Genomic DNA, 13648 nt, shown 5'->3' with positions numbered 1-13648 from the left:
TTAAAAATAAAATAAATGAGAAAATTAGTTTTAGTTTTATTGTTTTGTTCCGTTGCAAGTTTTGCTCAGCAAGATGCGCAGTTTACACAATACATGTATAATACCATAAATATAAATCCTGCTTATGCCGGCTCAAGAGGAGTTATGAGTGTTTTTGGGTTGTATCGTACACAGTGGGTTGGGCTTGATGGTGCTCCGGAAACAAGTAGTTTTTCTGTAAATACACCCGTAGGAAATAATGTAGGACTTGGAGTTTCGTTGGTAAACGATAAAATTGGTCCCACAAATGAAAACAACCTTTCAGCCGATTTTTCGTATTCAATACCAACATCAGCAATAGCTAAACTTTCTTTTGGGATAAAAGGATCTGCCAATTTATTCAAATTAGATCCTACAAAATTAAGTCCCGAAGATCAGGGAGATCCGCAATTTCAGGATTTCAAAAATAAATTCTCGCCCAATATCGGAGCCGGTGTTTACTGGCATACAGATAAAGCCTATGTAGGTTTGTCAGTTCCCAATTTTATCCAGACCAATCGTTACGACGACAATGAGACTGCGATATACAAGGACCGTATTAACTATTACTTTATTGCAGGATATGTATTCGATTTAGACCGTTATGAAACCATAAAATTCAAACCTGCAATCTTAACAAAAATGGTCGAAGGATCACCATTGCAAGTCGATGCATCTGCCAATTTTATGTTTAATGACAAGTTTGTTATTGGACTTGCCTACAGATGGAGTGCTTCTGTGAGTGCATTGGCAGGATTTCAAATAACAGATAGTTTGTATTTGGGATATGCTTATGATCGCGAAACGACCAAATTGGTAAATTATAATTCAGGATCGCACGAGATATTCCTGCGTTTTGAATTCTTAAATAAATATGGCCGAATAACTTCACCAAGATTCTTCTAATTATGAAAATTAAAAATTTAATATATACTGTTTTTTTGTCTTCTGTTACTTTTAGCGGAATGGCCCAGAAAGCAGTCTTAAATAAAGCCGAGAAAGAGTACAATCAATATGCGTATGTCGATGCCATTGCTATTTATGAAAAAGTGGCCGAAAGCGGGTACAAAGACGAAAAAATGTTTCAGAGATTAGGAAACGCTTACTACTTTAATGCAGAGCTTACAAAAGCCGTAAAGTGGTACGAAGCCTTATTTGCCTTAAACAGTCAACAAGAACCGGAGTATTATTACAGATATGCACAGGCACTTAAATCTGTTGGAGATTATGCAAAATCAGATAAAATGCTGGAAGCTTTTAATGAAAAAGTAAAAACCGATAAAAGAGGTGTTTTATTCGAAAATAATAAAAACTACCTCGAGCAGATAAAAACAAATTCGGGCAGATTCGATATTTCTGATGCAGGAATAAACTCCAAACAATCAGATTATGGCAGTACAATTTATGATAATAAAGTAGTATTCGCCTCAGCACGTGATACCGGAAATATAATTCGCAAAACATTCAAATGGACCAATAAGTCCTTTACCAATTTGTATGCAGCCGTATTAAAAGCAGATGGAAGTTTAGAAGAACCGGTTCGATTTGAGAAAAAAATCAATTCAAAACTAAATGAATCTACACCTGTTTTTACCAAAGACGGAAAAACAATGTACTTTACGAGAAACAACTTCCTACGCGGAAAAAAAGGAAAAGATAACAAAAGAATTACGTTGTTAAAATTATACAAAGCTGATTTTGTTAACGATAAATGGACAAATGTCGTAGCATTACCTTTTAATAGTGATCAGTTTAGTATAGCACATCCTGCATTGAGTGTTGATGAAAAGAAACTGTATTTTGCATCAGACATGCCCGGAAGTTTAGGACAATCTGATTTGTATCGTGTTGCGATTAATGAAGATGGGACCTTTGGGAATCCTGAAAATCTGGGAGCAGCAATTAATACAGAAGGACGCGAAACATTCCCGTTTATATCCGCAGAAAATGAACTTTATTTTGCCAGCGACGGACGTCCGGGATTAGGAGGTTTAGACATATTTGTAGCAAAAATTAAAGAAGATTCCACTTTTGATTCCGTACAAAATATTGGAGAACCCGTAAATACCAAGTTTGATGATTTTGCTTTTATCATGGATAGCAGCACAAGAAAAGGGTTTTTCTCGTCTAATAAAGAGGGCGGAAAAGGGAATGATGATATTTATAAATTCACAGAAACCAGAAGATTAGAATGTGAAAAAAAAGTATCAGGAACCGTTGTCGATTCTCAAACCAATGCTGTTTTGGGTGATGCAAAAGTCGTTTTGCTCGACGACAAATTTCAGCAAGTTGCCGAAGTAAATTCTGCAGCAGACGGTACCTACAATTTTGATGTAACATGCAACAAAACCTATCACATACGAGTTGCGAAAAAAGATTATGAAACCAGCGAAAGTGCCCTTACAGTTCAGCCAACAGAAGATAAACCAGAGCAGAACTTTAAACTGGAAAAACAAGTTAAAGAAATTGGCGTAGGAACAGATCTGGCTAAAACCTTAGAAATTCCAATCATTTATTTTGATCTCGACCAATCGATTATTCGTAAAGAAGCAGCCTTTCAATTAGAGAAAATTGCAGCAGTAATGCAACAATATCCGGATATGAAAATCGATGTTCGATCACATACAGACAGCAGACAAACTGAAAAATACAATTTGATCTTGTCTGACAAAAGAGCCAAAGCCACCATCGAGTGGTTGGTAAAAAAAGGAATCTCTCCTAAACGAATTACAGGCAAAGGATATGGAGAAAGCCAATTGATCAATAAATGTTCCGATAATGTCGCTTGTACAGAAGAAGAACATCAGTTGAACAGAAGAAGCGAATTTGTAATTGTTTCCATGCAATAATTGGTTTTCTGTTATTAGTTTTAGAAAAATTGTTTATTAAAAAGCTGCAAGAGAAAATCTTGCAGCTTTTTTTTTTTTGAATCCTACCAAACCGGTTATAAAATTGTTGTTCGTCGAAATTTTATAACCGGCGATTACAATTTAGATTAATATTGTGTTATTAGTATTTTAACAATAAGTTATTAATTACAACGCAATGAAAAATACCATTCTCCTATTTTGTTTTTTTTGCATGATAACAACTGTTAGCAGTCAGAAAAAAGTAAAACCACCCGAGCCATTTGGTCCTTTGCCAACACAAAAACAAATCGACTGGCAAGAAATGGAGTTTTATGCTTTTGTACATTTTTCGTTAAATACGTTTACAAACAAAGAATGGGGTTATGGCGACGAATCTCCGGAACTCTTTAACCCAACCAATCTTGATGTTCGTCAATGGGCAAGAGTTGCAAAAGAAGCCGGAATGAAAGGGATTATTTTAGTAGCGAAACACCATGACGGCTTTTGTTTGTGGCCATCAGCATATACAGAACGCTCCGTAAAAAATGCTCCGTGGCAAAATGGTAAAGGCGATCTTGTAAAAGAATTGGCTGCCGCCTGTAAAGAATACAATCTAAAACTGGGATTATACCTCTCGCCCTGGGACAGAAATAATGCCAGCTATGGCAAACCGGAATACATAACTTATTTTAGAAACCAGCTAAAAGAATTACTGACCAATTACGGCGATGTTTTCGAAATGTGGTTTGATGGTGCAAATGGTGGCGACGGTTATTATGGCGGTACCAATGAAACCAGAAAAATCAATACTTTAGAATATTATAATTGGGACGAGACCTATAAATTAATATACAAACTAGCGCCCAAAACACTGGTTTGGGGAGTTGGACCATCAGAAGCCAGATGGATAGGAAATGAGGAAGGTCGTGCCGGAAAAACAAATTGGAGCCTTTTACGCCAGAAAGACGAATTGGCCGGAAAAGTACATTATACAGAATTTATGTCCGGTCATGAAGATGGCGAAAAATGGGTTCCGGGCGAAGCAGATGTTTCAATACGACCGGGATGGTTTTATCACGCTGTTGAAGATGATAAAGTACGCCCGTTGGACGAAATGGTCGATATTTATTATGAATCTGTTGGGCGTAACGCAACTTTACTATTGAATCTTCCGGTGGATAAAAGAGGTTTGGTTCATGAAAATGACCAGGCAAGACTAAAAGAATTAGTTTCGACGATAAAAGCCGATTTTAAAACCGATTTATTAACAGGAACTAAAATTACCGCAAATAATGTAAGAGGAAATAGCCCTCAATTTGCAGCAAAAAATACAGCCGACGGAAATAAAAATACCTATTGGGCGACAGCTGATGCGGTAAAAACAGCTTCGATAATTTTTGAATTCAGTAAGCCAACAGCTTTAAACCGTATTTTGCTTCAGGAATATATCAAATTGGGGCAGCGTGTTAAAGCCTTTACGGTTGAAGCCAAAGTAGATGGAAATTGGAAAATTGTGGCCACCGAAACCACAATTGGTTACAAAAGAATTTTAAGAATAGACAGAATTACTGCAACAGCATTACGAATTAATATTACCGATTCTAAAGCCAGTATTGTACTCTCGAATATTGAGGCATACAATGCGCCAACATTTGTTCGTGCTCCAGAAATTGAGCGTGACAAAGACGGAAACATAACCTTAAAATCTCAAGACGAAAATCCTGTTTATTATACCGTAGACGGAACAAAACCAACACAAAAAAGCAATTTGTATACCGGTGTATTTAAGTACAATAAAGCCGTAGAAATCAAAGCCGTTGCCATCAATACAATCGAAAATATTGGCAGTGCCATAAAAACTGCAAAATACGGAGCGTCGAAAGAAAGCTGGAAAATTATGACCGCTTCGAGTGGAGATTTAAGTTCTGCAAACCGAATTATAGATGCAGATCCAAATACCGATTGGAGTTTTGGGGGAGATGCGCATCAACTTCCGCAGGAAATAACAATCGATATGGGAAGTATTTTGAGCATCAACGGGTTTACTTATATACCGCAACAAGTGGGGAATAATCTTAATTTAATTTCGAATTATGAATTCTACACCAGCCTCGACAACATAAAATGGACCCTACAATCTGAAGGCGAATTTTCGAATATAAAAAACAATCCAATCGAGCAGGTCAAGACCTTTAAAAAAGATACAGCAAGATATATTCGTTTCGTTGCAAAGTCAGCAGTAGGGAAGGGAGCGACAGTTTCGATTGCCGAAATAAATGTAATTGAAACACTATAAACCGCTTTTATTTTGGGAACTATTTGCTTAAAGTTTCGAATTATGTCTTATAGCGAAGGTAACAGGTTATTAGTCGAATTTCTGATTATTTACAGCATGTAATATTTAATTTTATAACAAATATTCACAACAACAGACAAATGATTAAAGAAAGTATAAATTTTAAGGAAGCTGGAAAGTTTGAAGAAACCCGTTTTGAGAAAATTCATAATGTGATTTTCGATTCGTCTCAGGAAGCTTCGATATTAGTAGCTCAGGAAATAGCCAATATAATTCAGAGAAAAGAAGAGTTAAACGAACCTTGTATTTTAGGCTTAGCAACAGGATCTTCGCCAATAAAAGTTTATGAAGAACTGGTTCGATTGCATAAAGAAGAAGGTTTAAGTTTTGCCAATGTAGTAACCTTCAATTTAGATGAATATTATCCAATGGATAAAAACAATATTCAGAGTTATTACCATTTTATGCACGAACACCTCTTTAATCATGTCGACATTCAACCGCAAAATGTTAATATACCGGACGGAAAAATAAGCAGCGAAGACCTGCAACAATATTGTATTGATTACGAAATGAAGATTAAATCCTATGGCGGATTAGATTTTCAGCTTTTAGGAATAGGACGAACCGGACACATCGGCTTTAACGAGCCAGGATCTCACGTAAACTCTGCAACCAGAAGTATAACACTCGATCACCTGACACGCATCGATGCCGCATCATCATTTTTGGGGATCGACAATGTACCCAGAAAAGCAATTACAATGGGAATTGGTACCGTAAAAAATGCCAAAAGAATAGTGCTTTTAGGATGGGGAATCAGCAAAGCCGAAATCATTAAAAAAACAATCGAAGGCGAAATTTCCTCTCGCGTTCCGGCTACGTATTTACAACAGCACAACAACACAACATTTGTTTTGGATACAGAAGCCTCGTCTGAACTAACGAGAGTAAAAACGCCCTGGCTGGTTAAATCTGTAATCTGGACAGAAGAATTAAAACTAAAAGCCGTAGCGTGGTTAAGCGAATTGACCAAAAAGCCTTTCCTGAAATTAACAGACAAAGATTATAACGACAACGGAATGTCAAGTCTTTTGACCGAAGAGGGAACAGCATACGATTTAAACATAAAAATGTTTAACAAAATGCAGCAGACCATTACTGGTTGGCCAGGCGGTAAACCCAATGCAGATGATACCTACAGACCGGAACGCGCTACTCCGGAACGAAAAAGAATTATCATTTTCAGCCCGCACCCGGATGATGATGTGATCTCGATGGGCGGAACATTCGACAGGTTGGTAGAGCAGGGACATGATGTGCATATTGCGTATCAAACCTCCGGAAATATTGCAGTTTCGAACGAAGAAGCTTTAAAATTTGCCGAAATATCAAAAGCATTAAATACAAACTCTACAGAATCAGAAAATATTATAAACTTTTTAAAGAGTAAAAAAGCAAATGATATCGATTCATTAGAAGTTAGAAAATTAAAAGGATTAATTAGAAGAAGCGAATCTGTAGCAGCAACAAGATATCTGGGCGTGCCGGATTCAAATGTTAACTTTTTAGATTTACCATTTTATGAAACTGGAACAGTTAAGAAAAATAACCTTGGAGAAGCTGATATACAAATTATGTGTGATATTATCGAAAGGATAAAACCACATCAGATTTATGCAGCAGGAGATCTCGCAGATCCGCACGGAACCCACAAAGTGTGTCTGGATAGTTTGTTTGAAGCGCTAAAACGATTAAAACACAACAGTTATATGGATGATTGCTGGGTTTGGTTGTACAGAGGTGCGTGGCACGAATGGGAATCATACCAGATAGAAATGGCAGTACCAATGAGTCCGGATCAGGTGCTTAAAAAACGTCATGCTATATTTTACCACCAGTCTCAAAAAGACGGAGTAATGTTTCAGGGTGATGACAGCAGAGAATTCTGGGTACGTGTTGAAGACAGAAACAGATTGACAGCAGAAAAATATCATGCTTTGGGATTAGCAGATTATTCTGCCATCGAAGCCTTTAAACGATATTTCTTTTAGAAAATATTGTTTTACAAAATAATAGACTATTTCATGTGGTTTATTTGGTTAGTTACCAACTTTGAAAATGCAGCCGTGGTTGGCTGCATTTTTTTTGTTTTAAACTTTGCGAACGTTTTTAAATCGAAGAATTTAAAATTCTTTGTTTTACATGATCGATATACGATCTGCCAATTACATACCTAAGACCTTCTATTTCAATACTGTTTCCTTCGACCGCATCAATTTTGTCAATGGCAATAGTGTAGGAGCGGTGTATTCGTAAAAAATTTCTTTCCGGTAGTAAATCCGTAAAATCAGATAAGGTGCTATGAATGATGTATTTGCCTGTTAACGTATTTATTTTTAGGTAATCCTTTAAGCTTTCGATCACCAAAATTTCATTAAAGAAAATCTTCTTCATTCTTTTTTTATCAATTTTCACAAAGATAAAAGGGCTTTCAATCGCATGTTCGTGTGGTATATTATTTTTATTCTCCAGTCTTTTGCTAATCTTATTCAGCGTTTTCATTAGCCTGGGAAACTCGATAGGTTTTACTAAATAATCCAGAACATCCAGCTCATATGTTTCTATCGCAAATTGGCTGTAAGCACTTGTAATAATAAGTATTGGCGGATTCTCGAGGCTTTTTATAAAATTAATCCCATCCAGAACAGGCATATTAATATCCAGAAAAATGACATCGACAGTATTGTTTTTTAAAAAATTCAAACCTTCAATCGGGTTACTAAAAGTATTTATAACCTCGAAATTTTCGACAGGCTCCAAATAGTTTTTAATAACATTAATTGCCAACGGCTCATCATCTATAATCAAACAATTTATCTTCATTTCTATACTATTATTTTTGAGCGTAATAATCTGACACGTAAATTAAAAATTAAGGTAGGTTGCGCTAAGTGACTTTAATCACCAGCTTTACGACAAAAATATTCTTTTTATTCTTAAAAGAAAGCTTATAGTCATTTTTATTATAACCCAATTCCAATCTTTTTTTTACGTTCTCGATACCTATGCCACTTGACTTGTTAAAATTGTCTTTGTGTTGCGTAATTTCTGGCGTCGGGTTCGAAATAGTAAAATGTAAGAAATCATCTTTGATCTTAAAATTAATGTTAATGATTACTTTTCCGGTGTTTTTGTTAACACCGTGTTTAAATGCATTTTCTATAAAAGTCAATAATATAATAGGCGAAATTTCTTTGTCATGAATATCGCCGGAGATCGACATATTGACCTCTAATCGATCATCATTTCTAATGCGTTCCAGGTCAAGATAATTCTGAATACAAAGAATTTCATTTTCCAGCGTCTGTCTCTTGCTTTTGGTATCATACAACATATAGCGCATTAACTCCGAAAGTTTAAGAACGATTTTTGGGGTTTTATTAGATTTTTCGACCGATAAAGAATAGATATTATTGAGCGTATTGAAGAAAAAATGCGGAGAAATTTGAGATTTCAAAAAAAGTAATTCCGTTTCTAATTGCGATTTTTCAAGATCCGTTACTCTTTTTTGTTCCTTCAAAAAGTCTAACGTAATCTTTATGGCCGTTACAAAAGTAATCACATAAAGTTCGCCCATCATCATATCGATCGTATAGTTAAGCGTGAGTTTATTGATGATTTCAGGTCCTTCCGGCCACACATTATGTGTAATTAATAAATAGGTAAGATTGAATTTTATAAAAACCATAATAAATATCGATGCCAAAACCGCAAATACATACAAAAGATACTTTTTGCGATACACTAAAAAAGGCATAAAAATCAAAATATTCAGATAACACAAAGTCATGTGAATAGGAAAACCCAATAAGTTCGTCTTTAACGAATACAGATAATCATTGAAATAGCTTCCCCAACGAAAAGTGTTAAATAAAAAGTAAGTAAGCCAAAACAGGATGTGATAATGCAATGGTATGCGATATAATTTGCTGGAATTGAAATTCATAATAATGGTGCTTTTTATGACTTTTTTTGATGTTTATCTTCGTTTATGTGTCGTCCGTCTAAATTAGTTTTAATAAATGTCTAATTTATTTAAATTTAAAGTTAAATTAAGGTTGTTTAATATGAAGAATTTTACTCTGCTCATTTTATTTGTAATTCTGGTTGCAAGTTGTAAAATAAACACATACAAAAATAAGAGTCAGGCAAATATTTTTGCAAACCACGCAGATCCTTTTATTGGTACAGGCGGACACGGGCATACGTATCCCGGAGCAACAGTACCGTTTGGGATGTTGCAGGTAAGTCCGGATAACGGTATTTCGAGCTGGGATTGGTGCTCCGGATATCATTATTCAGATTCTATAGTATCGGGATTTAGCCATTTGCACCTGAGCGGGACAGGAATTGGTGATCTGGCAGACATCTTATTCATGCCAACCAACAAAAAATTAGACTTAACAACCAAAACAACTTCGCGAGATCAATTACCTTATAAATCAAAATACAGTCATGTTAACGAAAAAGCAACACCGGGCTCTTACCAGGTTTTTCTTGAAGATCCTAAAATCAATGTAGAACTAACGTCATCGCAACGAACCGCATTTCATAAATACACCTTTGCAAAAAATGACAAACAAGCTGTAATTATCGATCTGGGTTTTGCCATTAATTGGGACAAAGCCTTGAAAACCAATATTACAGTAGAAGACCCATATACCATAAGCGGGTACCGTTTTAGTACCGGTTGGGCAAAAAATCAGAAAGTATTTTTTGTAGCTAAGTTTTCAAAACCTATTTCAGAATCTGTTTTACTGGCAAATAAACAAATCGTTTCAGGAAACAATGCCGAAGGAGAAAATACAACAGCACAATTATTTTTTGAACCCAATAATAGTAATCAATTAGAAGTAAAAGTAGCCTTATCGTCTGTAAGTGTGGCGAATGCCAAAGATAATCTGGACGACGAAAAAGCAACTTTTGACGATACAAAATCTAAAGCAGCCACAATATGGAACACTGCTTTAAGTAAAATAGAAGTTGAAACACCTGTAGACTCGTTAAAAACAATTTTCTATACCGCGATGTTCCACGCCCAAGTTGCCCCGGTAACCTATAGTGATAAAAACGGTGAGTTTAGAAAAGAGGATGATCAAATTGTTGCAGCAAGAGATTATACCGCTTACTCTACCTTATCACTATGGGATACTTTTAGAGCCGAAAATCCACTGCTGACCTTATTGGCTCCGGACAAAACATCAGATATTATAAACTCAATGTTAGCCTATTACGATACCAAAAAAATATTACCGGTCTGGACACTCTACGCCAATGAAACAAATACAATGACAGGTTATCATTCCATTCCGGTAATTGTCGATGCCTACCAAAAAGGCATTAAAGGATTTGATCCTGAAAAAGCGTACCAAGCCATGAAAGCCACCATGATGCAGGACGAACGCGGCTTGAATTTATACAAAAAATACGGTTATATACCCTATAATTTATTAGACGAATCTGTCACCATAACCCTGGAATATGCTTATGATGACTGGTGTGTGGCGCAAATGGCAAAAGCGTTAGGGAAAACTGAAGATTATCAGTTTTTTCTAAACCGCTCAAAAGCCTATCAGTATTTATTTGATCCCAAAACCGGATTTATGAGAGGAAAATCTGAAGACGGAAAATCCTGGAACGAACCTTTTGACCCCAAACATTCCAACCATAGAGAACATACAGATTATACCGAGGGAAATGCATGGCAACACAGTTGGTTTGTGCCGCAAAATGTCGAAGATTTTATTTCGTTGCACGGCAGTAACGAGATTTTTGCAAAACGTTTAGAACAACTTTTTACCGAAAGCTCAGAAATTACAGGAAGCAATGTTTCTGCAGATATCTCCGGATTAATTGGTCAATATGCACACGGAAACGAGCCAAGTCACCACATTGCCTATATGTTTAATCATGCCAATCAGCCTTGGAGAACACAATATTGGGTACACCATATATTAGACACACAATACAATACAACGCCAAATGGCTTAAGCGGAAACGAAGATTGCGGGCAAATGTCAGCCTGGTACATCTTTAGTTCAATGGGATTGTATCCTATGAATCCGGCATCTGGAGAATATGAAATTGGAAGTCCTATTTTCGAAAAAGCAACAATCAACCTTCAGGATGGAAAAACATTTGTAATTGAAGCCGAAAATGTTTCAGACAAAAATTTCTATATCCAGTCAGCAACACTCAACGGAGTTGTGTTTAACAAAACAGTAATCACACATCAAGACATATTAAAAGGCGGAAAATTGCATTTTGTAATGGGCGCTGAACCCAATAAAAACTGGGGATTAAAAAAGTAACTAACCACATAACTAACTATAAATAAACATAAAATTAATGGATATTATTGACGTATCGATCATCGTAGCCTATATTCTGCTCTCGGTAGGAATAGGAATTTGGATTTCAAGAAAAGCATCAAAAGGACTGGATGATTATTTCCTGGGCGGGAAAACAATCAAATGGTATTTTTTAGGACTAAGCAACGGTTCCGGAATGTTTGATGTTTCAGGAACTTCCTGGATGATTGGGGTACTATTTTTATATGGCGTAAAAAGTTTCATGTTTATGTGGCTCTGGCCAATCTGGAATCAGATTTTTGTCATGATGTTCCTTGCTGTCTGGATCAGAAGATCAAAAGTAATGACAGGATCTGAGTGGATTTTGACCCGTTTTGGGAGCGAAAGAGCCGGAAAAGCATCCCATATTATCGTGGCTATTTTTGCCATTATTTCGACCATTGGTTTTATCGCTTATTTTTTTGAAGGAATCGGGAAATTTGTAACCATTATTCTTCCGTGGGATTTAGCCCTTCATTACGGCGATTTAATTCTATTGACTTCAGAGCGGTCTTATGCGTTGATCATCATACTCTTGACCACAATTTATACTGTAAAAGGCGGAATGTTTTCGGTAGTAGCAACAGAGGTTGTTCAATATTTAATCATGATTGTTGCCGGAGTTTTAATTGCCGGATATGCTTTTATCAATTACACCGATATACAAATCAATTCGGTTATTACCGAAGAATGGAAAAATGTTTTCTTTGGCTGGCAGTTTGAAACTCAGTGGAGTGATAAGTTTCAAACCTTCAATCATCTGATCGATTCAGAAGGATACAAAATGTTTGGTGCTTTTATCGGGATGACCTTGTTCAAAGGTTTTTTTGCCAGTATTGCAGGACCCACACCAAGTTATGATTTGCAAAGGATTCTTTCGACCAAATCTGTCAAAGAAGCTGCATATATGAGTGGTTTTACCAACTTGATTTTATTCATTCCAAGGTATTTATTAATTACCGGAATCGTCGTAATTGCCTTGGTAAACATGGCACCGCAGCTTAATGCAAATACAGGTTTAACCGGAGCCGATCTGGAATTGTTAATGCCAAAAGTCGTGAACTTGTACATTCCTGTAGGAATCAAAGGAATTTTATTAGCCGGTTTACTGGCCGCATTTATGTCCGGATTCTCTGCTTTTGTAAATGCAGGACCGGCTTATATTGTAAACGATATTTATAAAAAATACTTTAAACCCGTTGCCACAAATGCCCATTATATCAAAGTAAGTCAGATTTCTTCTTTTCTTGTGGTTGGTCTGGGCGTTTTTATGGGATTCTTTGCAGACTCTATTAATTCCTTGACTTTATGGATTACAAGTGCGTTGTACGGAGGTTATGTGGCAGCCAATTTCCTAAAATGGATCTGGTGGCGTTTTAATGGCTGGGGTTATTTCTGGGGAATGTTTGCCGGATTAGTGGTAGCGTCTTTGCAATTTGCTTTAGGTCAGGCGAAAGGAAGTTTAACTCCCGGATCACTTTTATACGATTTAGCACAAGTACAGGCGATTTATTTGTTTCCGCTCATCTTTGGTTTCTCTATTTTGGGTTGTCTTTTAGGAACCTTTTTAAGCAAACCAACAGATATCGAAGTCCTAAAATCTTTTTATACAAATGTAAGACCTTGGGGTTGGTGGAATCCGGTTTATAAAACATTAAAAATGGAAGATCAGACTTTTCAAAAAAATAATGATTTCTTCAAAGATATGCTCAATTGTATTATTGGGATTGTATGGCAGTCGAGCATGATTTTGCTCCCCATATTTTTTATTATCAGAGATTATCCAAAAGCAATTACAGCATTAATCGTATTTTTAGTAACCACAACAATATTAAAGTTTACGTGGCTGGACAAAGTTAGAAAGATAGAAGACTAGATAATTTTATAATCAGATAATTATAAAATTTTCAACACATAGAAACATAGGCTCCAAATGTGTTGAAAGAAGCATACAAAAAGAAACAGGTTTCTAACACATAACGATGTGTTTTAATGCAAGTGAAACGCCTTTTAAAAACTATGAAATCTATGTTTCTATGTGTTAAAATAATTACATCGGCTTTGTCAAAGTT

Annotated in this window: 8 protein-coding genes; 6 read left to right on the top strand and 2 right to left on the bottom strand. The window is 36.0% G+C overall.

The window, feature by feature from the left end; all coding sequences use genetic code 11:
• The first annotated feature begins 15 nt into the window (after nt 1-15).
• From B0A64_RS14455 to nagB, 4 genes are all read left to right on the top strand, one after another.
• Nucleotides 16-924 carry a PorP/SprF family type IX secretion system membrane protein gene (locus tag B0A64_RS14455; protein WP_089480230.1) on the top strand — a complete coding sequence of 303 codons (909 nt, stop codon included), beginning with the start codon at nt 16-18 and terminating at the stop codon, nt 922-924.
• 2 nt (nt 925-926) lie between these two features.
• Entirely contained in the window at nt 927-2867 is a 1941-nt protein-coding gene (locus B0A64_RS14450) for an OmpA family protein (RefSeq protein ID WP_089480229.1), read from the top strand.
• A 196-nt stretch (nt 2868-3063) separates the two neighbouring features.
• A complete protein-coding gene (locus tag B0A64_RS14445) occupies nt 3064-5163 on the top strand; it encodes an alpha-L-fucosidase (RefSeq protein WP_089480228.1) in 2100 nt (699 codons plus the stop codon).
• A gap of 140 nt (nt 5164-5303) precedes the next feature.
• Nucleotides 5304-7217: a glucosamine-6-phosphate deaminase gene (gene nagB / locus B0A64_RS14440; RefSeq protein WP_089480227.1), complete on the top strand. Its 1914-nt coding sequence runs from the start codon at nt 5304-5306 to the stop codon at nt 7215-7217.
• 118 nt (nt 7218-7335) lie between these two features.
• Here the strand turns inward: nagB and B0A64_RS14435 are convergent, their stop codons facing one another.
• Together B0A64_RS14435 and B0A64_RS14430 are read right to left on the bottom strand one after the other, a co-directional pair.
• On the bottom strand, nt 7336-8049 hold the full coding sequence (locus tag B0A64_RS14435) for a LytR/AlgR family response regulator transcription factor (RefSeq protein ID WP_089480226.1): 714 nt from the start codon (nt 8047-8049) through the stop codon (nt 7336-7338).
• 64 nt (nt 8050-8113) lie between these two features.
• Nucleotides 8114-9172 carry a sensor histidine kinase gene (locus B0A64_RS14430; protein ID WP_089480225.1) on the bottom strand — a complete coding sequence of 353 codons (1059 nt, stop codon included), beginning with the start codon at nt 9170-9172 and terminating at the stop codon, nt 8114-8116.
• 121 nt (nt 9173-9293) lie between these two features.
• Between B0A64_RS14430 and B0A64_RS14425 the strand changes: the two genes are divergently transcribed.
• Entirely contained in the window at nt 9294-11537 is a 2244-nt protein-coding gene (locus B0A64_RS14425) for a GH92 family glycosyl hydrolase (RefSeq protein WP_089480224.1), read from the top strand.
• 37 nt (nt 11538-11574) lie between these two features.
• Entirely contained in the window at nt 11575-13452 is a 1878-nt protein-coding gene (locus tag B0A64_RS14420; RefSeq protein WP_089480223.1) for a sodium:solute symporter family protein, read from the top strand.
• The last annotated feature ends 196 nt before the right edge of the window (nt 13453-13648 follow it).

Source organism: Flavobacterium araucananum, assembly GCF_002222055.1.
In the GTDB taxonomy this organism is placed as follows: Bacteria; Bacteroidota; Bacteroidia; order Flavobacteriales; family Flavobacteriaceae; genus Flavobacterium; species Flavobacterium araucananum.
This window is presented reverse-complemented; position numbering and strand designations above follow the sequence as displayed.

What these genes read in the sequence shown, in the direction of transcription:
- B0A64_RS14435 (WP_089480226.1), bottom strand. Translation starts at nt 8,049, where the DNA reads ATGAAGATAAATTGTTTGATTATAGATGATGAGCCGTTGGCAATTAAT.
- B0A64_RS14450 (WP_089480229.1), top strand. Translation starts at nt 927, where the DNA reads ATGAAAATTAAAAATTTAATATATACTGTTTTTTTGTCTTCTGTTACT.
- B0A64_RS14425 (WP_089480224.1), top strand. Translation starts at nt 9,294, where the DNA reads ATGAAGAATTTTACTCTGCTCATTTTATTTGTAATTCTGGTTGCAAGT.
- B0A64_RS14420 (WP_089480223.1), top strand. Translation starts at nt 11,575, where the DNA reads ATGGATATTATTGACGTATCGATCATCGTAGCCTATATTCTGCTCTCG.
- nagB (WP_089480227.1), top strand. Translation starts at nt 5,304, where the DNA reads ATGATTAAAGAAAGTATAAATTTTAAGGAAGCTGGAAAGTTTGAAGAA.
- B0A64_RS14455 (WP_089480230.1), top strand. Translation starts at nt 16, where the DNA reads ATGAGAAAATTAGTTTTAGTTTTATTGTTTTGTTCCGTTGCAAGTTTT.
- B0A64_RS14430 (WP_089480225.1), bottom strand. Translation starts at nt 9,172, where the DNA reads ATGAATTTCAATTCCAGCAAATTATATCGCATACCATTGCATTATCAC.
- B0A64_RS14445 (WP_089480228.1), top strand. Translation starts at nt 3,064, where the DNA reads ATGAAAAATACCATTCTCCTATTTTGTTTTTTTTGCATGATAACAACT.